Here is a 24,951-nt window from a genome sequence, read left to right as displayed (position 1 = left end):
TAATCAATGGATTGCCACTTTTTTCTTTTTTCCTTTCGTGTTACAATAAAGGTATGAATCAGTATCAGAAAAAGATTGTTAAAGGAACCATTTATTCGCTCCTATCCGGCTTAATCTGGGGAATCTGTGGGATTTTAGGAGAGTACTTCTTTACTCATTACCAGGTGTCTTCGGGCTGGATTACCTCTATGCGTTTGACACTGGCAGGAAGTCTTGTACTCATTTGGTCTGCGATGCAATTAAAATCGCAAGTGTTTGATATTTGGCGAGATAAGAAAAATTACCTGCCCTTTTTGGCCTATGCTATTTTGGGGATTTTTTCAGTCCAATATTTTTTCTATCTCTGTGTAGAATACTCAAATGCAGCGACAGCGACTATTTTACAGTTTATTAGCCCTGTCTTTATCCTCTTTTACAATCGCTTGGTTTATCAAAAACGAGCGTCAAAAAGCGCTATTTTTTATGTTTTGGTTGCCATGCTGGGTGTTTGCTTGATGGCGACAAAGGGCGATCTCTCTCAGTTATCCATGACGCCACTGGCCCTTATAACAGGTCTGCTGAGTGCCATGGGGGTTATGTTTAATGTTATCTTACCCCAACCTTTCGCGAAGCGCTATGGTTTTGTACCCACGGTTGGGTGGGGGATGATTTTGGCCGGTTTATTTAGCAATGTCCTCTCGCCGGTTTACAAGCTGTCCTTTACTCTTGATATTTGGAGTATCTTGATTTGCCTCATTATCGCTTTCTTTGGGACGGCTTTTGCTTTTTTTATTTCCATGAAGGCTGTGTCCTTGGTTTCTCCTTTGGTGGTTTCCGTTATCAGTGCCAGTGAACCTCTCTCTTCTGCCCTTTTGAGTGTTTTGTTCTTAGGATTGGTAGTGGATTGGTCCCTTCTTCTAGCGATGGCCTTGATTATTTTACCCATGATATTTTTGTCTATAGAAGAAGCGAAAGAAAGTAGATAAAAAGTCTTTTCTTAATTCTAAAAGTGTGCTATACTAGAATGGTCAATAAAACACGGGGAGATAGTTGTGAAGAGTGTTTTTAGGTTGTATCGGTAGGGGCTTGCTTTTACCGACAGCACGTTTTATCTCACATCCCTAAAAATCATACCTAAAAACAAACAAAAAGGCTTCAAATTTGAGGCCTTTTTTGGTAGAATAGGTATCATTAAAATGAACTAGGAGGCGCCTATGACTGCCACAAAAATGAACGCTCAAGAAATTATCCAATTTATCGCCAATGCTGAAAAGAAAACCAGTGTTAAAGTAACCTTTGACGGACAACTTGCAACTGCTGTACCAAGCTCTGTTGTCAAACTAGGGAATGTCCTATTTGGAGACTGGAAGGATGTTGCTCCTCTTCTCGATGGTTTGGTAGAAAATCAAGACTATGTTGTTGAGCAAGACGCTCGTAATTCTGCAGTTCCCTTGCTAGATAAACGTGCTATCAATGCTCGTATCGAGCCAGGTGCTATTATCCGTGATCAGGTTGAAATTGGTGACAATGCTGTTATCATGATGGGAGCGGTTATCAATATCGGTGCTGAAATTGGTGCAGGAACCATGATTGACATGGGTGCTATCCTTGGTGGCCGTGCTATCGTTGGGAAAAACAGTCACGTTGGTGCAGGTGCCGTTCTTGCAGGTGTGATTGAGCCAGCTAGCGCAGAACCAGTCCGTGTTGGAGATAATGTTCTTATCGGCGCTAATGCAGTGGTTATCGAAGGGGTCCAAATCGGTAGTGGTTCAGTTGTCGCAGCAGGAGCTATTGTTACCCAAGATGTTCCAGAAAACGTGGTAGTAGCAGGTGTTCCAGCTCGTATCATCAAAGAGATTGATGCCCAAACCCAACAAAAAACAGCGCTAGAAGATGCGCTTCGTACCTTGTAATTGTAAAAGAAAAATAGAGGCGGAACCCTTCTTCCAGCCTCTTTCTGCTATATCGGAGGATAGATAGATGTTAGATTTGATTCAGACTAGACGAGATTTGCACCAGATTCCAGAGATTGGCTTGGAGGAGTTCAAGACTCAGGCTTATCTGCTGGATGTGATTGAGAAATTGACTGCGGGCAAGGATTTTGTCAAAGTTCGAACTTGGCGGACAGGGATTTTGGTCTATTTGCAGGGAAGTCAGCCAGATCGGACCATTGGTTGGCGAACAGATATTGATGGCCTGCCTATCGTAGAACAAACAGACCTGTCTTTCGCCTCTCAGCACCAAGGTCGTATGCACGCTTGTGGACATGATTTCCACATGACCATTGCTTTGGGATGTCTCGAGCGCGTCCTTGAGGAGCAACCAAAGAACAATCTACTCTTCCTATTTCAGCCTGCTGAAGAAAATGAAGCTGGTGGCATGCTCATGTATGAGGATGGCGCTTTTGGAGACTGGTTGCCAGACCAGTTTTATGGCCTCCATGTCCGTCCAGATCTGAAAGTTGGCCAGATTGCGACCAATACTCATACACTTTTTGCAGGGACTTGTGAGGTGAAGATTCGTTTCAAAGGCAAAGGTGGCCACGCAGCCTTTCCGCATGAAGCCAATGACGCTTTGGTGGCGGCTAGTTACTTTGTAACCCAAGTGCAGTCAGTTGTCAGCCGCAATGTCAACCCAATCGAGGGAGCAGTGGTGACCTTTGGCGTTTTTCAGGCTGGAACAACCAACAATGTCATCACAGACACAGCCTTTTTACATGGAACTATTCGTGCCTTAACTCAGGATATGAGCCTCTTGGTGCAAAAGCGGGTCAAAACAGTTGCAGAAGGAGTTGCAGCTGCCTTTGATATGGAAGTTGAAGTGGAACTCAAGCAAGGTGGATACCTACCTGTTGAGAACAATCCAGCCTTGGCGCGTGAACTGATGGATTTCTTTGAAGAAAAAGACGGAATCGAGCTGATTGATATCGAGCCTGCTATGACAGGTGAAGACTTTGGTTATCTTCTTTCAAAGGTTGATGGTGTTATGTTTTGGCTAGGTATCGATAGTCCCTACGCTCTTCATCACCCTCAAATGAGTCCTAAGGAAGAGGCTTTATCTATTGGGGTGGATGCGGTCTCTAGTTTCCTGAAAAAGAAGGCAGCAGAGTAGAGGAATTGTCTATGAAAGCAGAATTACGCAAGCAAGTCTTGCAAGAAATGAAGACTATATCTCAAGAGCAAAAACAGGCTATAGAGCAAGCTTTAACCGAGCGATTGTTACAACACCCCTTTTACCAAGAAGCCAAGGTTATTGCAACCTATCTCTCTTTTCCTCATGAGTTTCAAACGCAGGGATTGATTGAGCAGGCGCTGAAGGATGGCAAGAAGGTTCTGATACCCAAAACCTATCCCAAGGGGCACATGGACTTTGTGGTCTATGATCCGCAGCAGTTGGTAAAAACTTCCTTTGGCTTACTGGAACCACAGGGAGATTTGGAAGTATTGGATGCCTCTAAGATTGATTTGATTCATGTTCCGGGGCTGGCTTTTACGACAAAGGGTTATCGAATTGGCTATGGCGGAGGTTATTATGACCGCTATCTGGAACAGTTTACTGGTCATACTTTGAGTACGGTTTATCATTATCAAGTTCAGGACTTTATCCCTGAAAAGCATGATATTCCTGTTCAGGAGGTTCTGATTGATGAAAGAAATCTTTGATAGGCGTTACCCTGTGACGAGTTTCTTCCTCTTAGTGACGACCTTGGTATTTCTACTAATGTTGGTGACCACAGGAGGAAACTTTTACAGGGCAGATACCCTATTTCGATTTGGAGCTATGTATGGGCCTGTTATTCGGCTCTTTCCCGAGCAGGTTTGGCGTCTCTTCTCTGCTATTTTTGTTCATATTGGGTGGGAGCATTTCATTGTTAATATGCTTTCGCTCTATTATCTTGGTAGGCAAGTAGAGGAGATTTTCGGATCCAAGAAGTTTTGCTTTCTCTATCTCTTATCTGGAATGATGGGCAATCTCTTTGTTTTTGTATTTAGTCCAAAATCCTTAGCAGCAGGAGCTTCTACTTCTCTCTATGGGCTATTTGCTGCGATTATTGTTCTTCGCTATGCAACGCGTAATCCTTATATCCAGCAGTTGGGGCAATCTTATCTGACACTTTTTGTGATTAACATTATTGGAAGTGTTCTGATTCCAGGAATCAGTCTAGCAGGTCATATCGGAGGTGCAGTTGGTGGCGCATTTCTAGCAGTTATCTTTCCAGTTAGAGGAGAAAGACGGATGTATGGCGCTAGTCAGAGACTGGTAGCGTTAGTGTTGTTCGTAGGACTCGCAGTCTTACTTCTCTACAAGGGAATGGGAATGTGACGAGCTTATAATAATAGTTGTGTAATGAAAAAAGATAAGGCATTTTTTGAACCTTATCTTTTTATTTTATACTCAATGAAAATCAAAAAGCAAACTAGGAAACTAGCAGCAGGTTGCTCAAAGCACTGCTTTGAGGTTGTAGATAGAATTGACGAAGTCAGCTCAAAACACTGTTTTGAGGTTGCAGATAAGACTGACGAAGTCAGTAACCATATATACGGTAAGGCGACGCTGACGTGGTTTGAAGAGATTTTCGAAGAGTATTATTCCTTCTCAGCCAATTCTTTTCCAAGTTGGATGAGGTAATCCTTCAAGTCATCTTTGACTTGTGGATGTTTGAGGGCGTAGTCAATAGATGTTTTCATAAATCCAAACTTATCCCCAACGTCGTAACGAGCTCCTGTAAATTCACGGGCGAAAACACGTTGTGTTTTATTAAGGGTATCAATAGCGTCGGTAAGCTGGATTTCATTTCCAGCGCCAGGAGCTTGCTTTTCGAGGATGTCGAAAATTTCTGGTGTCAGAAGATAGCGACCGATGATTGCCAAATCACTTGGTGCATCTTCAGGAGCTGGTTTTTCAACGAAAGTTTCAACGCTATAGAGACCATTGATTCCTTCACCTTGAGGAGCGATAACCCCGTATGCTGAAACGTCTTCGTGTGGTACAGGCATGACAGCAATGGTTGATGCGTGTGTCTTTTCGTAATCATTCATCAGTTGTTTTGTCAAAGGAACGGCATTCTCGTCTGTGATGTCCATAAGGTCATCACCCAGCATAACAACGAAGGGTTCATTCCCCACAAAAGCTTTGGCTTGTAGGACAGCGTCTCCAAGACCACGAGGGTGAGTTTGGCGAATGAAATGGAGGCGCATACCAGTTGCTTCATCTACCAATTTTAACAAATCCGTTTTGCCTTTTTCCTTAAGATTGTATTCAAGCTCAAAGTTTGAGTCAAAGTGGTCCTCAATAGAACGTTTTGATTTACCAGTGACAACCAGAATATCTTCAATACCTGATTTGAGAGCCTCTTCCACGATAAACTGGATAGTTGGTTTGTCTACAATTGGCAACATTTCTTTGGCAAGAGCCTTGGTTGCTGGTAAAAATCGAGTCCCTAGTCCAGCGGCAGGGATAACTGCTTTTCTAACTTTTGATGTCATAAGAATCCTTTCTTTAGAGAGTTAAGACCACTCATTTTCTGCTTTAAATTCATTGTTCATGATGTCATAAATGGCATCTTTGATATTGGTTCCGTTGTAAATGACTTGGTAAATGGCCTGTGTAATCGGCATATAGACTCCAAGTTCTTGCGCTAGTTCATAGGCTGCTCGAGTCGTTGAAATTCCTTCAATCACCATGCCCATATTGGCTTCGATATCAGCTAGGGATTCTCCCCGACCAAGAGCATCTCCAGCTCTCCAGTTACGAGAGTGGACGGAGGTTCCCGTTACGATCAAATCTCCCACACCAGATAAGCCGCTATAGGTCAATGGATTAGCCCCGAGTGCTACCCCTAAGCGAGTAATTTCTGCCAAGCCTCGAGCGATGATGGCTGCCTTGGCATTGTCACCAAATCCCAAACCATGTAAAGCTCCAGCACCGACAGCAATAATATTTTTAAGAGCACCAGCAGTTTCAACTCCAATAACATCCGTATTGGTATAAAGTCGGAAGTAGTGATTACTAAAGAGCTCTTGAACGTATTGAGCTGTTTGTAAATCTTTAGAAGCAGCAGTGATTAAAGTTAGGTCACGTACAATGGTCTCTTCTGCATGACTAGGGCCTGAAACAACGACGATATCACTGCGGAGATGTTCAGGAATTTCTTCTTCAAGGATAGTTGATAATCGTTTATGGCTATCAGGTTCTAATCCCTTTGATGCGTGCATGATGATAGCCTTATGGTCTAAGGTTTTTGCAACTTGTTGGGCAACAAGTCGTGTCACTTTTGTTGGGACGACAAACAAAATCGCATCCACATCTTTTAATGCCTCTGCTAAGTCAGTGTAGGCAATGATATTTTCGTCTAGAACGACATCTTTAAAGTAGTGCTTGTTAGTATGATAGGTATTAATTTCATTGATTTGCTCGGGAATGTTTCCCCAAATACGTACCTCGTATCCATTGTCATTTAAGACTTGTGAAAGGGCAGTTCCCCAAGAACCAGGCCCCAAGACGGCGATGGTTTGTTTTTCCATGATTTCCTCCTTGATAGAGTTCTTTCTCTTATTCTATCATATTCTAGGGGATTTTGCACTTGCATTGCTGGGGAGTAGTGGCTTTGTGACTTGAAAAATATATAAAAACCGAGACGAAGTATTAAAGTCTTAGTCTTTAGTTAAAGTGAGAAGAAATCTGATAGATAGTTTGATTCAGTATATGCTATAATAGAGGTAAACAACTCAGGAGGTTCTTGTAGGTTGCGAGAGTTTGGCGAAAAAATTAAAAGATTACGTTTGGCTAAAAAAATCAGTCGTTCAGAATTTTGTGGTGATGAGTCTGAATTAAGTATCCGTCAATTAATTAGAATTGAAAATGGAGAATCCAGACCAACACTAACAAAGTTAAAATATATCGCTGAGCGTTTGGGAGTTGAAGATTACAAGTTGATGCCAAGTTATATAGAGTTGGATAAGGAATACCTAGAATTGAAGTATTTCTTGATGAGGACTCCTACATACGAAGATGAAACTATCGCCCAAAAGAAAGAGAGTGTTTTTGATAAGATTTTTGAAGAGTATTATGATAGGCTACCTGAGGAAGAAAGATTTATCATAGATGTTTTACAAGCATATGATGACTTTGGTTGGTGGAATGATGATAGCAATTTAGGAATGATTTTACAAGAGTATTTCGATCACATTTTGTTGAAATCAAAATATGAAGTTAACGATATTTTAATCATAAAGCTATTTTTGGTAAGATTAGTACACCAAAATACGATAATAGATGAGATTGAAGTGAATACCTTCTTAGTAATAGCTGATAAAATTTTACAACAAGTTGAGATGTTTGATATTGAATATTCATTTCTAATCAGAGATTCATTACTTTTGTTGTTAGGAATATTTGAAAAAATTGCTAATTACAGTCAATTTGAAGATATTCTCTATAAATTAAATGAAATTACCTCAAAGTCATACGACTATCAGAAAAAACCAATTATTCGACTATGGGAGTGGCGCTATTCATTATTTGTAAAAAAAGATTATCCAGTAGCTGAAAATTATTTTCAAGAAGCAAAAATATTTGCTAGAATGATTGATAATAGTCATTTGATAGAACAGCTAGAAAAACAATGGCAATATGACCTCCAGGATTTTTTTAAAAATAAACATTAGAAAATAAAAAAGTGACAAAAATGTCACTAGTTAAAAAGACCGAGAGAAAGTTTTCGAAATCATAAAAACGCATGATATCAGGTGTTTAAAAACTTGATATTATGCGTTTTATCATTTAAAGAGTTATTATGTTTTTCCCTTAGATTGAGTTCGTATCGAGTTCCTTTTTATACTAATTGAGTACTTATTAGTAGATAAGTTGTTGAAATTAGTGACATTTATGACCTTGGAGAATGTGTAACATAGAAGTATAATAATCCTGTAGAAAAAATAAGGAGAGAACATATGTTAGTGCTAGTTGTTGCCATTTTTTGGATTTATAAATAATAAAGATAGAATGGGAAGGTCTATGTTAGAACTAAAAAATATTAGCAAAAGTTACGAACAAGGGACGCTAAAAAATAATGTTTTAAGAGAAATAAATTTTAAGGTAGTTGAAGGAGAATTTGTATCGATAATGGGACCATCAGGTTCGGGCAAATCGACATTTATCAATATTTTGGGACTGATTGATTCTGAATTTAAAGGAGAATATATATTAGACGGAAAAAGTATTGAGAAGTTAAATGAAAATCAACAAGCAAGTTATCGTAATCGTGATATTGGATTTGTTTTTCAACAATTTCATCTTATTGATGAATATACTGTTAAAGAAAATATTTTATTATCATTCCTATATTCTGACCAACAGCCAGATATAGAATACATTGATAGTTTATTACAAGACTTAGGGCTTATAGATAAGATGAATGAGTACCCAAGTCATTTATCAGGCGGACAGAAGCAACGAGTTGCTTTAATTAGAGCTCTTGCTCATAAACCTAGATTTCTTATAGCGGATGAACCTACAGGTGCATTAGATGAGAAAAATAGGAATGAGATATTGCAAATTCTACAAAATTTGAATCATTCTGGAACGACAATTATTGTAGTAACTCACGATGAGTTTGTTGCCAGTCATTGTAGAACAAGGTATCGAATGAAAAATGGGTATCTAACATCTGAAGGAGAAGGATTACATGAAGTTTAAAAAGCTGTTAATAGATACTCTAAAGTTGTTAAAGAGGAATAAAAGACAAAGTATTCTGACATCCTTAGCCATCACAGTGGCAACATTTGTTTTATTAGTAATACTATCAAGTTCTTCCTATACAACTTCTACATTAGGTAATGATTTAAAGATAGAAGAAGACACAGCAACAATGACTTATACTCCTCAGAATATGTTGGATATTAGAGGGTTTACACAGGAAGATAAACAATTGGTTGAGCAAACTATTGGAAAACCTGCAAGACTTTCTTCCAGCTCTTATGCCTTGTATGCTGAAACGTATTTTAATGATTCTAAGCAGAATCTTAGTTTTCGAACATTGGGCGATTTGAATCAGAATGGTTTAGTTGTGCCTGCTTTATTAAAAGGAAGAGCATTAGAGGAACTAGATGGCGGTGTCGCTATTAGCGATAAGGCTCTCATGTCATTGACTCGAAAGGAAAATATTGAAACTTTTTTAGGAGAAACTATCAATATATCTGGAAAAGAATATCCAATTCAGGCAATATATTATGGATCAGCTGTTAATGAAAGATTACCTTCTTTATTGGTTACCAATGAAATCAAAGAGTTACTTTTAGGAGGAAGGGAATATTTTGATGAATTAGTAGTAGAAACTAATCAGTTGGAGAATATTAATAAGGCTTTATCTGCTTTAGATACTTATGGAATATTCCGCAAGGAAGGAACTTATGGATATATAGATAATAGAAGGGTATATGAGGAAACAAAGGCCCAAGCTACTACAATATTAAATTTCATTGCACTGTTATCAAGCATTTCAATTTTTGTAGCTGGTTTTGGGGTTATGAATGCTATGTTGTCTTCTGTTAGCGAACGTAGTAAGGAGATAGCCATTCGTCGAGCTTTGGGAGCTAAAAAATCTGATATTTATCAATCATATATGATGGAGGGGATTCTTTTATCGCTTCTGGGAGCTATAACTGGTATTGGAGTAGCGACATTATTTGTTGTTTTAATGAACATGAGTGGTTTTGTTACGACATTAACTCTGGATCATATTTTGATTACTCTATTCACAACGGGTGTATTTGGAATTGTATTTAGTATTATGCCTGCAATGGTTGCAGCAAATAAAAATGTTATTGAAGGTCTAAGGTAATGATGGATGTGAATTTAAAGGAGGTAAAATGAAATTTACAAAAATAGATGGAGTATTTTCTCTAATGTTAATTGTGGAATTTACAATATGTTTTTTTACACTAGATAATTTTAATCTTTTTCAATTTATGTTATTCGTACAAATTATACCGTCAATAGTATTAGCTTTGTTATCGGGAAGTATTTCTTCTAGAAGTAAGCACAGCTGGGTGTTATTAATTATTTTTGGAATGATCTATGCCTTAATGATGTTTGGAATTTTCAGAGTTACTCCTATGACGCTTATAGAACAAAATACGATTCAATCTGAAACTTCCGTATTTACATTCAATAGAAATTTACAGTTGGGAACTTATTTTGGATTTTTCCTACAGGAATTTTTACTAGGAGCTTTTATTTGCACTATTTCAAAAATTTTTGGAAGAATTAAACAAGGGAAATTTTAATGAAGACTGCATTAAAAAGAAGAATTGCTTTTGCAGTTATTTAGAAAATGATATTATTGAAATGGTGTAACATTTGGAGAAAATTATTTTTGAACGAAAAAGATTTGAGTATGTCGGTCCTAAGAGAAAGCAAGTAAAGGACTTTATGATTCTAAAAAATTTCATGTCTAAGATAATTCAAGTTGAAATCAGAGTGGAGGGATACTTGTTAGAACTTCTTATTTTAAAAGAGATGAGTCTAGAATTCTATAATTTAGATTTTCTTTCTTTGCCCTATGATGTCAATATAGATGTGAAAGAAGTTGTAGAGGATGTTGATTTAACAGTCTATAAGAATAGTAAATATAGGGAGTTTAATTTCTTTAAAAATATTTGTAAATGATATTTTTGAAAGTCTATCCATCCCTATATTAGAATTGCTACAACAAGTTTTCAACACTTGTTTCAATTGAACATACTAAAAACCGAGACTCAGTATTAAACTCTTAGTCTCGGTTTTCATATTTCTTAAAGAATAGCTAGGTTTATTTCAATTGATCTGTAATGTCTTTTGACAGTAACATTCCCAGATGATAAGTTTTATTGATGTAAGCAATGACATCATTAATATTTTCAGTCGTGTGAATTTTCTCTTTGATGTCAGTCCTAAATGTTTCATCCTTCAAAAGTTGTTCTTGGTAGAGCCTTTGCAGTCTCTCCTTTTCGTACTTATTGAGCAGAAAAAGGAAAACCAAGCTAATTACAACGAGGATATAAGCATATTGGCTCATAGGAAATCTCCCTGTATGATAAAGAAGTAGTAGTGAGTAGATTGAATTAGTGAAGCGTTTAGACAAGTATCTCTAGTTACGACGTTCTGGAACATAAATCGATCATATTTATGTCCTAAAACTAGTGAAGCACCTAGCCAAATCTCTGATAGGATTTGGCGTTAGTTACTTAGACTACTTTACAATAAAGTGATTAAAAGATTACGACATGAGCCTAACCAAATCGATATTATTTGGTTAGGTGAATTAGTGAAGCGTTTAGGCAATTCGCCATATAGCGATTGCCGTCAAGAGACTAGGAACTTTAGTTCCAGTCTCTTGTAACGATTTACATCTTCTCAGGCGCTTCTACTCCAAGCAAGCGAAGGGCTTCTTTGAGAACGACTGCGGTTGCGTAGCTGAGGGCTAGACGGCTGTCGCGTTCTGGGCTTTCATCCAAGATACGTGTATGTGCATAATATTTGTTAAAGGCTTGAGCCAGGCTAATTGCAAATTTAGCAATGATAGAAGGTTCAAAGTTATCCGCCGCACGGTTGATAATACGTGGGAAGTCTTGGATGAGTTTGATGATTTCCCAGCTTTCAGCATCATTCAAGCTATAGTTGCCGGCTGTTTCTGGTTTGAAGTCTGCTTTACGTAAGATAGATTGGATACGAGCGTAGGCGTATTGAACATAAGGTCCAGTTTCACCCTCGAAGGATACCATAGCCTCTAGGTCGAAGTCGTATCCATTTGTACGGTCGGTCTTGAGGTCATAGAATTTAATGGCTCCAACTCCAACAGCATGGGCTACCTGATCTTTATTTTCAAGTTCAGGATTTTTAGCCTCTATTTGGGCCTTGGCACGGCTAATAGCCTCTGCAACAGTAGGCTCTAGCAAGATGACATTCCCTTTACGAGTAGAGAGTTTCTTCCCTTCTTTTGTAACCAAACCAAAAGGAACGTGGGTAATGTTGTCACTCCAGTCGTAGCCCATCTCTTGCAAGACAGCTTTGAGCTGTTTAAAGTGGGCAGATTGCTCTTGACCAACGACGTAGATAGATTTGGCAAATTGGTATTCATTTTTACGGTAAAGGGCTGCGGCCAAGTCACGTGTGATGTAGAGAGTTGCACCATCAGATTTCTTGATGAGGGCTGGATGTTCAATTCCATATTTCTCAAGATTTACAACCTGGGCACCTTCTGATTCAACAAGAAGGCCTTTTTCAGAAAGAATGTCTACAACTGCATCCATCTTATCGTTGTAGAAGGCTTCTCCGTTGTAGCTGTCAAATTCGACTTGCAATTCATTGTAAAGGCGGTTAAATTCCACTAAACTTTCATCACGGAACCATTGCCAAAGAGCGAGAGCTTCCTCGTCGCCATTTTCAAGCTTACGGAACCATTCGCGTGCTTCTTCATCCAAGCTAGGGTCATTTTCAGCCTCAGCATTGATGCGGACATAGAGTTTAAGAAGTTCATCAATTGGATGAGCTTTTACAGCTTCTTCGTCGCCCCATTTTTTGTAGGCAACAATCAACATCCCAAACTGTTTACCCCAGTCTCCCAAATGGTTGACCTTGACCGTTTGATAACCGATTTTTTGGAAAATATGTGACAAGCTATCTCCGATAACAGTTGAGCGTAGGTGGCCAATAGAGAATGGCTTAGCGATATTGGGACTAGACATGTCGATAACAACATTTTCTTGTTTGCCAATAGTTTGGTCAGCATAGTGTTCTTTTTCAGTGATAACAGCTTGCAATACTTGAGCAGAAATGGCAGATTTATCAAGGAAAAAGTTGACGTAAGGTCCTGTTGCAACAACCTTTTCAAAGGATTGGCTGTTAATTTTTTCGGCCAGTTCAGCCGCAATCATTTGAGGGGCTTTACGTTCGACTTTTGCAAGAGAAAAAGCAGGGAAAGCGATGTCTCCCATTTCTGAGTTTTTAGGGGTTTCTAGTAAATTTAAAATAGCCTCTTGGTCCAGGCTATCAATGACGCTAGCCAACTCGCTAGCAATCAATTCTTTTGTATTCATTAAGAGCTCCTTTTTGGACTTTTCTACTATTTTATCACAATTTTAAAGAAAGAAGAAAAAATTTTTGAAATCTCCTATTTTTTTGGTATAATATAGTTATAAAATTAGTTATAAATATTCACATAAGAGGATTTTATGAGAAAAAGAGATCGTCATCAGTTAATAAAAAAAATGATTACTGAGGAGAAATTAAGTACACAAAAAGAAATTCAAGATCGGCTGGAGGCACACAATGTTTTTGTGACGCAGACAACCCTGTCTCGTGATTTGCGCGAAATCGGCTTGACCAAGGTCAAGAAAAATGATATGGTGTATTATGTACTAGCAAATGAGACAGAAAAGATTGATTTGGTGGAATTTTTGTCTCATCATTTAGAAGGTGTTGCAAGAGCAGAGTTTACCTTGGTGCTTCATACCAAACTGGGAGAAGCTTCTGTTTTGGCAAATATTGTAGATGCAAACAAGGATGAATGGATTTTAGGAACAGTTGCTGGTGCCAATACCTTATTGGTCATTTGTCGAGACCAGCACGTTGCCAAACTCATGGAAGATCGTTTGCTAGATTTGATGAAAGATAAGTAAGGTCTTGAGAGTTGCTCTCAAGACTTATTTTTGACAAGGAGAGACGGAAAATGGCGACAGAAAAGCTATCACCCGGCATGCAACAGTATGTGGATATTAAAAAGCAATATCCAGATGCTTTTTTGCTCTTTCGTATGGGTGATTTTTATGAATTATTTTATGAGGATGCGGTCAATGCTGCGCAGATTCTGGAAATTTCCTTAACGAGTCGCAACAAGAATGCCGACAATCCGATTCCTATGGCGGGTGTCCCCTATCATTCTGCCCAACAGTACATTGATGTTTTGATTGAGCAGGGGTATAAGGTGGCTATCGCAGAGCAGATGGAAGATCCTAAACAAGCAGTTGGGGTTGTGAAACGAGAAGTTGTTCAGGTTATTACGCCAGGGACAGTGGTCGATAGCAGTAAGCCAGACAGCCAAAACAATTTCTTGGTTGCCATAGATCGTGATGGCAATCAATTTGGTCTAGCTTATATGGACCTGGTGACCGGTGACTTTTATGTGACAGGTTTATTGGATTTCACGCTGGTTTGTGGAGAAATCCGTAATCTCAAGGCGCGAGAAGTGGTGTTGGGTTATGGCTTGTCTGAGGAAGAAGAACAAATCCTCAGTCGCCAGATGAATCTGGTACTCTCTTATGAAAAAGAAAGCTTTGAAGACCTTCATTTACTGGATTCACGATTGGCGACTGTGGAGCAAGCAGCATCTAGCAAGCTCCTCCAGTATGTTCATCGGACTCAGATGCGGGAGTTGAACCACCTCAAACCTGTTATCCGCTATGAAATCAAGGATTTCTTGCAGATGGATTATGCGACCAAGGCTAGTCTGGATTTGGTTGAAAATGCCCGTTCAGGCAAGAAGCAAGGCAGTCTTTTCTGGCTTTTGGATGAAACCAAAACGGCTATGGGTATGCGTCTCTTGCGTTCTTGGATTCATCGTCCCTTGATTGACAAGGAGCGAATCGTCCAACGTCAAGAGGTGGTGCAGGTCTTTCTTGACCACTTCTTTGAGCGCAGTGATTTAACGGATAGTCTCAAAGGTGTCTATGACATTGAGCGCTTGGCTAGTCGTGTTTCTTTTGGCAAAACCAATCCCAAGGATCTCTTGCAGTTGGCGACCACCTTGTCCAGTGTGCCACGGATTCGTGCGATTTTAGAAGGAATGGAGCAACCTGCTCTAGCCTATCTTATCGAACAATTGGATGGAATCCCTGAGTTAGAGAGTTTGATTAGCGCAGCGATTGCTCCTGAAGCTCCCCATGTGATTACAGAAGGTGGCATTATCCGGACTGGATTTGATGAGACTTTAGACAAGTACCGTCGTGTGCTCAGAGAAGGGACTGGTTGGATTGCTGAGATTGAGGCTAAGGAACGCGAAAATTCTGGTATCAGTACGCTCAAGATTGACTACAATAAGAAGGATGGCTACTATTTCCATGTAACCAATTCGCAACTGGGAAATGTGCCTGCTCACTTTTTCCGAAAGGCGACGCTGAAAAACTCAGAACGCTTTGGAACCGAAGAATTAGCCCGTATCGAGGGAGATATGCTGGAGGCGCGTGAAAAGTCAGCTAACCTAGAGTACGAAATTTTTATGCGTATTCGTGAAGAGGTCAGCAAGTACATCCAGCGTTTGCAGGCTCTAGCTCAAGGCATTGCGACAGTTGATGTCTTACAGAGTCTGGCGGTTGTGGCTGAAACCCAGCATTTGATTCGGCCAGAGTTCGGAGAGGATTCGCGAATTGATATCCAGAAAGGGCGCCATGCTGTCGTTGAAAAGGTTATGGGGGCTCATACCTATATTCCCAATACGATTCAGATGGCAGAAGATACTAGTATTCAGCTGATTACAGGGCCCAACATGAGCGGGAAGTCTACCTACATGCGTCAGTTAGCCATGACGGCGGTTATGGCCCAGCTGGGTTCTTATGTGCCAGCAGAAAGTGCCCATTTGCCGATTTTTGATGCAATCTTTACTCGTATTGGAGCAGCCGATGACTTGGTTTCAGGTCAATCAACCTTTATGGTGGAGATGATGGAGGCCAATAATGCTATTTCGCATGCAACAAAGAATTCCTTGATTCTCTTTGATGAGTTAGGTCGTGGAACAGCAACTTATGACGGTATGGCTCTTGCTCAATCTATCATCGAATACATCCATGAGCATATCGGAGCCAAGACCCTCTTTGCGACCCACTACCATGAATTGACTAGTCTGGAGTCCAGCTTGGAACACTTGGTCAATGTCCACGTGGCAACTTTGGAGCAGGATGGGCAGGTTACCTTCCTTCACAAGATTGAACCAGGTCCAGCCGATAAATCCTATGGTATTCATGTTGCCAAGATTGCTGGCTTGCCAGCAGACCTTTTAGTTAGAGCGGACAAGATTTTGACTCAACTAGAGAGTCAAGGGGGAGAAAGTCCAAGTCTGATGTGGCAAACAAGTGATGTCACTGAACAGATTTCACTCTTTGATAGGGCAGAAGAGCATCCTATCCTAGCAGAATTGTCTAAACTGGATGTTTACAATATGACACCTATGCAGGCTATGAATGTCTTGGTCGAGTTAAAACAAAAATTATAAAGAATGAATTACTTGTCATTCTAGCTATATCAAGGAGACTTCTTTGACAATCCCCCACTTTTTTGCTAGAATAACATCACACAAACAGAATGAGAATGAGCTGACGCATTGTCGCTCCCTTTTGTCTATTTTTTAAGGAGAAAGTATGCTGATTCAGAAAATAAAAACCTACAAGTGGCAGGCCTTGGCTTCGCTCCTGATGACAGGCTTGATGGTTGCTAGTTCACTTTTGCAACCGCGTTATTTGCAGGAAGTCTTAGACGCCCTCCTTGCTGGAAAATATGAAGCTATTTATAGTATCGGGGCTTGGTTGATTGGTGTGGCCGTGGTTGGTCTAGTTGCTGGTGGTCTCAATGTTGTCCTTGCAGCCTATATTGCTCAAGGAGTTTCATCCGACCTTCGGGAGGACGCCTTCCGTAAAATCCAAACCTTTTCTTATGCCAATATTGAACAATTTAATGCGGGAAATCTAGTCGTTCGCATGACAAATGATATCAACCAGATTCAGAACGTCGTCATGATGACCTTCCAAATTCTTTTCAGACTTCCCCTCTTGTTCATCGGTTCGTTTATCCTGGCGGTTCAAACACTACCTTCTCTGTGGTGGGTGATTGTTCTCATGGTAATCTTAATTTTTGGCTTGACTGCCGTCATGATGGGAATGATGGGACCTCGTTTTGCCAAGTTTCAAACCCTGCTTGAACGCATCAATGCCATTGCCAAGGAAAATCTGCGCGGTGTTCGTGTGGTCAAGTCCTTTGTCCAAGAAAAAGAGCAGTTTGCTAAGTTTACGGAGGTTTCAGACGAGCTACTCGGTCAAAATCTTTACATTGGTTATGCCTTTTCAGTAGTGGAACCCTTTATGATGTTGGTCGGTTATGGGGCGGTATTCCTCTCTATTTGGTTAGTTGCAGGGATGGTTCAGTCGGATCCGTCAGTTGTTGGCTCCATTGCTTCCTTTGTCAATTACCTAAGTCAGATTATCTTTACCATTGTTATGGTTGGATTTTTGGGAAATTCTGTCAGTCGTGCCATGATTTCTATGCGTCGTATTCGAGAAATTCTGGATGCAGAGCCAGCCATGACCTTCAAGGATGTCCCAGATGAAGAGTTGGTCGGCAGTCTTAGCTTTGAAAATGTGACCTTTACCTATCCAATGGACAAGGAACCGATGCTGAAAGATGTGAGATTTACTATTGAACCTGGTCAGATGGTTGGTGTCGTTGGAGCGACTGGTGCAGGAAAATCAACCTTGGCTCAATTGATTCCACGTCTCTTTGACCCACAGGAAGGCTCTATCAAAATCGGAGGCAAGGATATTCGAGAAGTGAGTGAAGGAACCCTGCGTAAAACTGTTTCTATCGTTCTCCAACGTGCCATTCTCTTTAGTGGAACGATTGCAGATAATCTAAGACAGGGTAAGGGAGATGCCACTCTATTTGAGATGGAGCGCGCAGCCAATATTGCTCAAGCCAGTGAATTCATTCATCGTATGGAGAAAACCTTTGAAAGTCCAGTTGAGGAACGGGGAACCAACTTTTCAGGTGGGCAAAAGCAAAGGATGTCGATTGCCCGTGGGATTGTCAGCAATCCACGTATTCTGATTTTTGATGATTCTACCTCAGCCTTGGATGCCAAGTCAGAGCGTCTGGTTCAGGAAGCCTTGAATAAGGACTTGAAGGGGACAACAACCATTATCATCGCGCAAAAGATTAGCTCGGTTGTTCATGCAGATAAAATCTTGGTTCTAGATCAAGGGCGATTGATTGGTCAAGGCACGCATGCAGACTTGGTTGCCAACAATGCCGTTTACCGTGAAATCTATGAAACACAGAAAGGAAAGGAGGAGTAAAATGAAGACTGTTCAATTTTTTTGGAATTATTTTAAAGTCTATAAGCTATCATTTGTAGTCGTCATCCTGATGATTGTTCTGGCAACTCTTGCCCAAGCCCTCTTTCCGGTCTTTTCTGGACAAGCGGTAACAGAGCTAGCCAATTTAGTTCAAGCTTATCAAGATGGCAATCCAGAACTTGTTTGGCAAAGCCTATCAGGAATCATGGTCAATCTTGGCCTGCTAGTTTTGGTTTTATTTATCTCCAGTGTGATATACATGTGTCTTATGACGCGTGTGATTGCAGAATCGACCAACGAGATGCGCAAAGGCCTCTTCGGTAAGCTTGCTCGGTTGACGGTTTCTTTCTTTGACCGCCGACAAGATGGCGATATCCTGTCTCGTTTTACTAGTGATTTGGATAATATCCTCCAAGCCTTTAATGAAAGTCTGGTTCAGGTCATGAGCAATATTGTTTTATACATTGGTCTGATTCTTGTCATGTTTTCGAGAAGTGTGACGCTGGCTCTCATCACCATTGCCAGCACACCAGTAGCCTTCCTCATGCTGATTTTCATCGTGAAAATGGCACGCAAATACACCAACCTCCAGCAAAAAGAGGTAGGGCAACTCAACGCCTATATGGATGAGAGTATCTCAGGCCAAAAAGCTGTCATTGTTCAAGGGATTCAAGAGGATATGATGGCAGGATTTCTTAAACAAAATGAGCGCGTGCGCAAGGCAACCTTTAAAGGAAGAATGTTCTCAGGAATTCTTTTCCCTGTCATGAATGGAATGAGTCTGGTTAATACAGCCATCGTCATCTTTGCTGGTTCAGCTGTACTTTTGAATGATAAGTCTGTCGAAACAAGTACAGCCCTAGGTTTGATTGTTATGTTTGCCCAATTTTCTCAGCAGTACTACCAGCCTATTATTCAAGTTGCAGCTAGTTGGGGAAGCCTTCAGTTAGCCTTTACAGGTGCTGAACGGATTCAGGAAATGTTTGACGCAGAGGAAGAAATCCGACCTGAGAAGGCGCAGATCTTTACTAAGTTGCAAGAAGGTGTTGAAATTAGTCACATTGATTTTTCATACCTGCCTGATAAACCTATTTTGAAAGATGTCAGCATTTCCGCTCCGAAAGGACAGATGACCGCAGTTGTTGGGCCGACGGGTTCAGGAAAAACCACTATTATGAACCTCATCAATCGATTTTATGATGTTGATGCTGGTGGCATTTATTTTGATGGGAAAGATATTCGTGACTATGATTTAGATAGTCTCAGAAGTAAGGTCGGGATTGTCTTGCAAGATTCCGTTCTTTTTAGCGGAACCATTCGAGACAATATCCGCTTTGGTGTGCCAAATGCTAATCAAGAAATGGTTGAGGCAGCAGCAAAAGCAACCCATATTCACGACTATATCGAAAGCTTACCTGATAAATATGATACTCTTATCGATGATGACCAGAGCATCTTCTCAACTGGGCAAAAGCAATTGATTTCTATCGCTCGAACCCTGATGACAGATCCAGAAGTTCTCATTCTAGATGAAGCAACTTCAAACGTAGATACGGTGACAGAAAGCAAGATTCAGCATGCCATGGAGGCGGTTGTAGCAGGTAGAACTAGTTTCGTCATTGCCCACCGCTTGAAAACCATCCTCAATGCAGATCAGATTATTGTCCTTAAAGATGGAGAAGTTATTGAACGCGGTGGCCATCATGAACTCTTGAAACTAGGTGGATTCTACTCAGAACTCTATCACAATCAATTTGTTTTTGAATAAGAAAGAAGTTGTCCTATGGGGCAGCTTTTTCTTGTCCATAAAAAATATTTATCACAGTCTTAAAAAAAACATATTAGACGAAAGTCATTTTGAGTGATATGATAGGACTATCGTTATACTCAATGAAAATCAAAGAGCAAACTAGGAAGCTAGCCGTAGGTTGCTCAAAGCACTGCTTTGAGGTTGTAGATAGAACTGACGAAGTCAGTAACATATATACGGTAAGGCGACGCTGACGTGGTTTGAAGAGATTTTCGAAGAGTATTAACATTCGAAAGGAGAGGCATCATGGCTAGAACGGTTGTAGGAGTTGCTGCAAATCTATGTCCCGTAGACGCAGAAGGCAAAAACATTCATTCATCTGTATCTTGTAGATTCGCAGAGAGCATTCGTCAAGTCGGTGGTCTCCCTTTAGTCATTCCTGTCGGTGATGAGTCAGTTGTAGGCGATTATGTGGAAATGATTGACAAACTCATCTTGACAGGGGGCCAAAATGTCCATCCTCAGTTTTATGGAGAGAAAAAGACCATCGAAAGCGATGATTACAATCTGGTCCGTGATGAATTTGAATTGGCACTATTGAAGGAAGCGCTCCGTCAGAATAAACCAATTATGGCAATCTGCCGTGGTGTTCAACTCGTCAATGTTGCCTTTGGTGGAACCCTCAATCAAGAAATCGAAGGTCACTGGCAAGGCCTACCTTTCGGAACATCTCATTCTATTGAGACAATAGAAGGAAGCGTGGTGGCCAAGCTATTTGGAAAAGAAAGTCAAGTCAACTCGGTCCATCGTCAAAGTATTAAAGATTTGGCACCTAATTTCCGTGTAACTGCTATTGATCCAAGAGACCAAACCATCGAAGCGATTGAGTCTATCGACGAGCACCGCATCATCGGTTTGCAGTGGCATCCAGAGTTTCTGGTCAATGAAGAAGATGGCAATTTAGAATTATTTGAGTATTTATTGAATGAACTGTAACGACTGGACATCTAGTCGTTCTTTCTTTTATTTTTTCAAAATTTTTGGAATACGGCATTTTTACGCAAACGTTTGAATTCTGATAAAAATTGGAGAAATTCGACAAAAAAACTTGAAAAAAACGAAGGTAAGCGTTATGATAGAAAAGAAGAAATATTGGAGGAATAACATGTCACATATTAAATTTGATTATTCAAAAGTTTTAGACAAATTTGTTGCACCACATGAAGTGGAATACATGCAATCACAAGTAACAGCAGCAGATGAATTGATCCGTAAAGGAACTGGTGCTGGTAGCGACTTCTTGGGATGGTTGGACCTTCCTGAAAACTACGACCGCGAAGAGTTTGACCGCATCTTGAAAGCTGCTGAGCAAATCAAGTCAGACAGCGATGTTTTGGTTGTTATCGGTATCGGAGGATCTTACCTTGGTGCCAAAGCAGCAATCGATTTCTTGAACCACCACTTTGCAAACTTGCAAACAAAAGAAGAGCGCAAAGCTCCACAAATCCTTTACGCAGGAAACTCAATCTCATCTACTTACCTTGCTGACTTGGTAGAGTACGTAGCTGACAAAGACTTCTCAGTAAACGTGATTTCTAAATCAGGTACAACAACTGAACCAGCTATTGCTTTCCGTGTCTTCAAAGAACTCTTGGTTAAGAAATACGGACAAGAAGAAGCAAACAAACGTATCTATGCAACAACTGACCGCCAAAAAGGTGCTGTTAAGGTTGAAGCAGACGCAAATGGTTGGGAAACATTTGTTGTTCCAGATGATATCGGTGGACGCTTCTCAGTATTGACAGCCGTTGGTTTGCTTCCAATCGCAGCATCAGGAGCTGACATCAAAGCCCTTATGGAAGGTGCTAACGCAGCTCGCAAAGACTACACTTCAGATAAAATCTCTGAAAACGAAGCTTACCAATACGCAGCAGTTCGTAACATTCTTTACCGTAAAGGCTATGCAACTGAGATCTTGGTAAACTACGAGCCATCACTTCAATACTTCTCAGAGTGGTGGAAACAATTGGCTGGTGAATCAGAAGGGAAAGACCAAAAAGGTATCTACCCAACTTCAGCCAACTTCTCAACTGACTTGCACTCATTGGGTCAATTTATCCAAGAAGGAACTCGTATCATGTTTGAAACAGTTGTCCGTGTTGACAAACCTCGTAAAAACGTGATTATCCCTAGCTTGGAAGAAGACCTTGACGGACTTGGTTACCTTCAAGGAAAAGACGTTGACTTTGTAAACAAAAAAGCGACTGACGGTGTTCTTCTTGCCCACACAGATGGTGATGTACCAAACATGTACGTGACTCTTCCAGAGCAAGATGCCTTCACTCTTGGTTACACTATCTACTTCTTCGAATTGGCAATTGCCCTTTCAGGTTACTTGAATGCCATCAACCCATTTGACCAACCAGGTGTTGAAGCTTACAAACGTAACATGTTCGCCCTTCTTGGAAAACCAGGATTTGAAGAATTGAGCAAAGAACTTAACGCACGTCTATAATAATAGAAGAAAAGAGTGGTTTGTCCACTCTTTTTACTCTCTTTATCCATAGAAATTGGACTCAGCCAAGACTTGTGATATAATATAGAGAGCAAAAAGGCAGACGCCTAGAGACTTTATAGGAGAAACTATGTCAAAAGATATCCGCGTACGTTACGCACCAAGTCCAACAGGACTACTACACATCGGAAATGCCCGTACAGCATTGTTCAACTACCTTTACGCCCGTCATCATGGTGGAACTTTTATCATTCGTATCGAAGATACTGACCGAAAACGTCATGTCGAGGATGGTGAACGTTCACAGCTTGAAAACCTTCGCTGGTTAGGCATGGATTGGGATGAAAGCCCAGAAACACATGAAAACTACCGCCAGTCTGAGCGTTTGGACTTGTATCAAAAATACATCGACCAACTATTAGCTGAAGGAAAAGCCTACAAATCTTACGTTACAGAAGAAGAGTTGGCAGCTGAACGTGAACGTCAAGAAGCTGCTGGTGAAACACCTCGATATATCAACGAATACCTTGGTATGAGTGAAGAGGAAAAAGCGGCTTATATCGCAGAACGTGAAGCAGCTGGCATCATACCAACAGTTCGTTTGGCTGTCAATGAGTCAGGTATCTACAAGTGGCATGATATGGTCAAAGGTGATATCGAATTTGAAGGTGGCAATATCGGCGGTGACTGGGTTATCCAAAAGAAAGATGGTTACCCAACATACAACTTTGCCGTTGTTATCGATGACCACGATATGCAAATCTCTCATGTTATCCGTGGAGACGACCACATTGCTAATACACCAAAACAGCTCATGGTTTATGAAGCCCTTGGTTGGGAAGCTCCAGAGTTTGGTCATATGACCTTGATTATCAACTCTGAGACGGGTAAGAAGTTATCTAAACGTGATACTAATACACTTCAATTTATCGAAGATTATCGAAAGAAAGGTTACCTTCCAGAAGCAGTCTTTAACTTCATTGCTCTTCTTGGTTGGAACCCAGGTGGCGAAGATGAAATCTTCTCTCGTGAAGAACTCATTAAACTTTTCGATGAAAACCGCCTCAGCAAGTCACCAGCAGCCTTTGATCAGAAGAAACTCGACTGGATGAGCAATGACTATATCAAGAATGCAGACCTAGAAACTATCTTTGAAATGGCAAAACCATTCTTAGAGGAAGCAGACCGTTTAACTGACAAAGCTGAAAAACTAGTTGAACTCTATAAACCACAAATGAAATCAGTAGATGAGATTATCCCATTGACAGATCTTTTCTTCTCAGATTTCCCAGAAATGACAGAAGCAGAGCGCGAAGTCATGGCGGGGGAAACAGTCCCAACAGTTCTTGAAGACTTCAAAGCAAAACTTGAGGCGATGACAGATGATGAATTTGTGACAGAAAATATCTTCCCGCAAATAAAAGCTGTTCAAAAAGAAACAGGTATTAAAGGGAAAAATCTTTTCATGCCAATTCGTATCGCGGTTTCAGGTGAGATGCATGGGCCAGAATTGCCAGATACAATTTTCTTGTTAGGTCGTGAAAAATCAATTCAGCATATCGAAAACATGCTAAAAGAAATCTCTAAATAAGAAGGATGTAATAATGGGCATCTGGGAAAAGATGTACGAAGAAGCACAGAAATTGTATAATCCACATGAAGTATCAGACTTTGTTTATGCGAATCATGTTGTAGCTGCAGTAGAAGCAGAAGATGGACAAATATTTACAGGTTTTGTATGGAGGGAACCTGTGGTGTTTTCCATCTTTGCGCAGAGCGAGCGGCACTCTTTAATATGTACCAATTTTCAGGACAAACTAAGGTTAAAAAAGTATTAGCCTTTCGAGACAAACCACCTTATGGTGGAAGTTCAGGAATGCCCTGTGGAGCTTGCAGAGAGTTCCTCTTAGAGTTGAACGCTGAAAATAAGGATGCAGAATTCATGATGGACTACGATAGAAGAAAGACAGTGAAAATCGCAGAACTAATGCCCTATTGGTGGGGAGAAGAACGTGCTTCTAAGTTTAAAGAGCAATAGAAGGGTCAGTACAATTCTGGCTCTTTTTACTATAATTTGAAAAACTGTACTTGAAAAGAATTGAAAAATTGGTAAATTCCCAAACTAAGTTCTACTGCTAATCCAAGTGGAAGTTAGTCTGATAAAAATCGTAAAAACCAGTGGAAATTCGTGTCAGGGTAAGTTCTACTGGTTTTGCTAATGCTTGATTTCATTGCTTTTGTAGCCAAAATGAATCGAAAAAAGAGCGCACAAAATCCCCTCATCTGAAAGCGTTTCAGATTAAGTTCCGCTATGGTGGAAGTTACTTTGAGAAGTTACCCAATGCAAAAAAGTAAAAAAAGTTTAAAAAAGTAGTTGACAAAAAACAAAAAGGCTGTATAATAGTAAGAGTTGAAAATAACAACTCTGGTCCGTTGGTCAAGGGGTTAAGACACCGCCTTTTCACGGCGGTAACACGGGTTCGAATCCCGTACGGACTATGGTATGTTGCGGTTGGAACACTTGATGAAAAAAAGTTTCAAAAAAACTTAAAAAAGTTTCAAAAAAGTGTTGACAAGCGAAAGTGACTGTGATATACTGATATAGTTGTCAC

At 40.4% G+C, this 24,951-nt stretch carries 21 protein-coding genes, 1 tRNA gene and 1 pseudogene; 19 read left to right on the top strand and 4 right to left on the bottom strand.

Annotated elements, in window-relative coordinates:
• Positions 1–53: 53 nt before the first annotated feature.
• The 5 genes from HT714_RS01620 to HT714_RS01600 all read left to right on the top strand — a co-directional run bounded on the left by HT714_RS01620 (position 54) and on the right by HT714_RS01600 (position 4,302).
• Entirely contained in the window at positions 54–965 is a 912-nt protein-coding gene (locus tag HT714_RS01620; protein ID WP_173226905.1) for a DMT family transporter, read from the top strand.
• Positions 966–1,193: 228 nt separating this feature from the next.
• Complete coding sequence (gene dapD / locus HT714_RS01615; RefSeq protein WP_173226903.1) at positions 1,194–1,892, top strand: 2,3,4,5-tetrahydropyridine-2,6-dicarboxylate N-acetyltransferase; 699 nt, start codon at positions 1,194–1,196, stop codon at positions 1,890–1,892.
• 67 nt (positions 1,893–1,959) lie between these two features.
• A complete protein-coding gene (locus HT714_RS01610; protein WP_173226901.1) occupies positions 1,960–3,090 on the top strand; it encodes an N-acetyldiaminopimelate deacetylase in 1,131 nt (376 codons plus the stop codon).
• An 11-nt stretch (positions 3,091–3,101) separates the two neighbouring features.
• Positions 3,102–3,641: a 5-formyltetrahydrofolate cyclo-ligase gene (locus HT714_RS01605; RefSeq protein WP_050392045.1), complete on the top strand. Its 540-nt coding sequence runs from the start codon at positions 3,102–3,104 to the stop codon at positions 3,639–3,641.
• Complete coding sequence (locus HT714_RS01600; protein WP_050392046.1) at positions 3,625–4,302, top strand: rhomboid family intramembrane serine protease; 678 nt, start codon at positions 3,625–3,627, stop codon at positions 4,300–4,302. Before HT714_RS01605 ends, HT714_RS01600 begins: the two co-directional genes overlap by 17 nt.
• A 263-nt stretch (positions 4,303–4,565) precedes the next feature.
• On the opposite strand, the gene galU is transcribed toward HT714_RS01600, so the two are convergent.
• On the bottom strand, positions 4,566–5,465 hold the full coding sequence (gene galU / locus HT714_RS01595) for a UTP--glucose-1-phosphate uridylyltransferase GalU (RefSeq protein WP_173226900.1): 900 nt from the start codon (positions 5,463–5,465) through the stop codon (positions 4,566–4,568).
• 21 nt (positions 5,466–5,486) lie between these two features.
• Positions 5,487–6,503 carry an NAD(P)H-dependent glycerol-3-phosphate dehydrogenase gene (locus tag HT714_RS01590; RefSeq protein ID WP_173226898.1) on the bottom strand — a complete coding sequence of 339 codons (1,017 nt, stop codon included), beginning with the start codon at positions 6,501–6,503 and terminating at the stop codon, positions 5,487–5,489.
• Between the two features lie 222 nt (positions 6,504–6,725).
• Here HT714_RS01590 and HT714_RS01585 point away from each other — a divergent pair, with 222 nt between their 5' ends.
• The 5 genes from HT714_RS01585 to HT714_RS01565 all read left to right on the top strand — a co-directional run bounded on the left by HT714_RS01585 (position 6,726) and on the right by HT714_RS01565 (position 10,647).
• Entirely contained in the window at positions 6,726–7,646 is a 921-nt protein-coding gene (locus tag HT714_RS01585) for an XRE family transcriptional regulator (protein ID WP_173226896.1), read from the top strand.
• A gap of 349 nt (positions 7,647–7,995) precedes the next feature.
• Positions 7,996–8,676, top strand: a complete 681-nt coding sequence (locus HT714_RS01580; protein WP_112445486.1) for an ABC transporter ATP-binding protein — start codon at positions 7,996–7,998, stop codon at positions 8,674–8,676.
• Entirely contained in the window at positions 8,666–9,820 is a 1,155-nt protein-coding gene (locus HT714_RS01575; RefSeq protein ID WP_173226894.1) for an FtsX-like permease family protein, read from the top strand. The genes HT714_RS01580 and HT714_RS01575 overlap by 11 nt, the downstream gene beginning before the upstream one ends.
• 28 nt (positions 9,821–9,848) lie before the next feature.
• Positions 9,849–10,265 (top strand): hypothetical protein, encoded by a 417-nt coding sequence (locus HT714_RS09565; protein WP_234990575.1) that lies wholly within the window; start codon positions 9,849–9,851, stop codon positions 10,263–10,265.
• A 73-nt stretch (positions 10,266–10,338) separates the two neighbouring features.
• Complete coding sequence (locus tag HT714_RS01565) at positions 10,339–10,647, top strand: hypothetical protein (RefSeq protein WP_112445476.1); 309 nt, start codon at positions 10,339–10,341, stop codon at positions 10,645–10,647.
• A 142-nt stretch (positions 10,648–10,789) separates the two neighbouring features.
• Here the strand turns inward: HT714_RS01565 and HT714_RS01560 are convergent, their stop codons facing one another.
• The gene (locus HT714_RS01560; RefSeq protein ID WP_049532292.1) at positions 10,790–11,035 is read right to left on the bottom strand and encodes a hypothetical protein; all 246 of its coding nucleotides are present in this window, start codon (positions 11,033–11,035) and stop codon (positions 10,790–10,792) included.
• 328 nt (positions 11,036–11,363) lie between these two features.
• Positions 11,364–13,055 carry an arginine--tRNA ligase gene (gene argS / locus HT714_RS01555; RefSeq protein ID WP_173251387.1) on the bottom strand — a complete coding sequence of 564 codons (1,692 nt, stop codon included), beginning with the start codon at positions 13,053–13,055 and terminating at the stop codon, positions 11,364–11,366.
• 135 nt (positions 13,056–13,190) lie between these two features.
• On the opposite strand from argS, the gene argR reads away from it, so the two are divergent.
• The 9 genes and pseudogenes from argR to HT714_RS01510 all read left to right on the top strand — a co-directional run bounded on the left by argR (position 13,191) and on the right by HT714_RS01510 (position 24,838).
• Positions 13,191–13,637, top strand: coding sequence for an arginine repressor (argR, locus tag HT714_RS01550; RefSeq protein ID WP_001231476.1), 447 nt, complete (start codon positions 13,191–13,193; stop codon positions 13,635–13,637).
• 50 nt (positions 13,638–13,687) lie between these two features.
• On the top strand, positions 13,688–16,222 hold the full coding sequence (gene mutS, locus HT714_RS01545) for a DNA mismatch repair protein MutS (protein ID WP_173251385.1): 2,535 nt from the start codon (positions 13,688–13,690) through the stop codon (positions 16,220–16,222).
• Between the two features lie 145 nt (positions 16,223–16,367).
• Entirely contained in the window at positions 16,368–18,074 is a 1,707-nt protein-coding gene (gene patA, locus HT714_RS01540; RefSeq protein ID WP_173251383.1) for a multidrug efflux ABC transporter subunit PatA, read from the top strand.
• A gap of 1 nt (position 18,075) precedes the next feature.
• Positions 18,076–19,842: a multidrug efflux ABC transporter subunit PatB gene (patB, locus tag HT714_RS01535; RefSeq protein ID WP_173251380.1), complete on the top strand. Its 1,767-nt coding sequence runs from the start codon at positions 18,076–18,078 to the stop codon at positions 19,840–19,842.
• Between the two features lie 288 nt (positions 19,843–20,130).
• Complete coding sequence (locus HT714_RS01530) at positions 20,131–20,820, top strand: gamma-glutamyl-gamma-aminobutyrate hydrolase family protein (protein ID WP_173251378.1); 690 nt, start codon at positions 20,131–20,133, stop codon at positions 20,818–20,820.
• A gap of 169 nt (positions 20,821–20,989) precedes the next feature.
• Positions 20,990–22,339 carry a glucose-6-phosphate isomerase gene (locus tag HT714_RS01525; RefSeq protein WP_000018268.1) on the top strand — a complete coding sequence of 450 codons (1,350 nt, stop codon included), beginning with the start codon at positions 20,990–20,992 and terminating at the stop codon, positions 22,337–22,339.
• A 130-nt stretch (positions 22,340–22,469) separates the two neighbouring features.
• The gene (gene gltX / locus HT714_RS01520) at positions 22,470–23,930 is read left to right on the top strand and encodes a glutamate--tRNA ligase (RefSeq protein WP_173251376.1); all 1,461 of its coding nucleotides are present in this window, start codon (positions 22,470–22,472) and stop codon (positions 23,928–23,930) included.
• Between the two features lie 13 nt (positions 23,931–23,943).
• Positions 23,944–24,377, top strand: a pseudogene (locus HT714_RS01515) (cytidine deaminase).
• 389 nt (positions 24,378–24,766) lie between these two features.
• Positions 24,767–24,838 (top strand) — tRNA-Glu (locus HT714_RS01510).
• The last annotated feature ends 113 nt before the right edge of the window (positions 24,839–24,951 follow it).

It is taken from the genome of Streptococcus sp. 3705, from assembly GCF_013277145.1.
GTDB lineage: Bacteria > Bacillota > Bacilli > Lactobacillales > Streptococcaceae > Streptococcus.
Note: the sequence above shows the minus strand (reverse complement) of the source record. Positions and strands in the feature narration are given on the sequence as shown.

Coding starts and splice junctions, on each gene's coding strand:
- HT714_RS01620 (WP_173226905.1), top strand. CDS start 54: ATGAATCAGTATCAGAAAAAGATTGTTAAAGGAACCATTTATTCGCTC.
- dapD (WP_173226903.1), top strand. CDS start 1,194: ATGACTGCCACAAAAATGAACGCTCAAGAAATTATCCAATTTATCGCC.
- HT714_RS01610 (WP_173226901.1), top strand. CDS start 1,960: ATGTTAGATTTGATTCAGACTAGACGAGATTTGCACCAGATTCCAGAG.
- HT714_RS01605 (WP_050392045.1), top strand. CDS start 3,102: ATGAAAGCAGAATTACGCAAGCAAGTCTTGCAAGAAATGAAGACTATA.
- HT714_RS01600 (WP_050392046.1), top strand. CDS start 3,625: ATGAAAGAAATCTTTGATAGGCGTTACCCTGTGACGAGTTTCTTCCTC.
- galU (WP_173226900.1), bottom strand. CDS start 5,465: ATGACATCAAAAGTTAGAAAAGCAGTTATCCCTGCCGCTGGACTAGGG.
- HT714_RS01590 (WP_173226898.1), bottom strand. CDS start 6,503: ATGGAAAAACAAACCATCGCCGTCTTGGGGCCTGGTTCTTGGGGAACT.
- HT714_RS01580 (WP_112445486.1), top strand. CDS start 7,996: ATGTTAGAACTAAAAAATATTAGCAAAAGTTACGAACAAGGGACGCTA.
- HT714_RS01575 (WP_173226894.1), top strand. CDS start 8,666: ATGAAGTTTAAAAAGCTGTTAATAGATACTCTAAAGTTGTTAAAGAGG.
- HT714_RS09565 (WP_234990575.1), top strand. CDS start 9,849: ATGAAATTTACAAAAATAGATGGAGTATTTTCTCTAATGTTAATTGTG.
- HT714_RS01560 (WP_049532292.1), bottom strand. CDS start 11,035: ATGAGCCAATATGCTTATATCCTCGTTGTAATTAGCTTGGTTTTCCTT.
- argS (WP_173251387.1), bottom strand. CDS start 13,055: ATGAATACAAAAGAATTGATTGCTAGCGAGTTGGCTAGCGTCATTGAT.
- argR (WP_001231476.1), top strand. CDS start 13,191: ATGAGAAAAAGAGATCGTCATCAGTTAATAAAAAAAATGATTACTGAG.
- mutS (WP_173251385.1), top strand. CDS start 13,688: ATGGCGACAGAAAAGCTATCACCCGGCATGCAACAGTATGTGGATATT.
- patA (WP_173251383.1), top strand. CDS start 16,368: ATGCTGATTCAGAAAATAAAAACCTACAAGTGGCAGGCCTTGGCTTCG.
- patB (WP_173251380.1), top strand. CDS start 18,076: ATGAAGACTGTTCAATTTTTTTGGAATTATTTTAAAGTCTATAAGCTA.
- HT714_RS01530 (WP_173251378.1), top strand. CDS start 20,131: ATGGCTAGAACGGTTGTAGGAGTTGCTGCAAATCTATGTCCCGTAGAC.
- HT714_RS01525 (WP_000018268.1), top strand. CDS start 20,990: ATGTCACATATTAAATTTGATTATTCAAAAGTTTTAGACAAATTTGTT.
- gltX (WP_173251376.1), top strand. CDS start 22,470: ATGTCAAAAGATATCCGCGTACGTTACGCACCAAGTCCAACAGGACTA.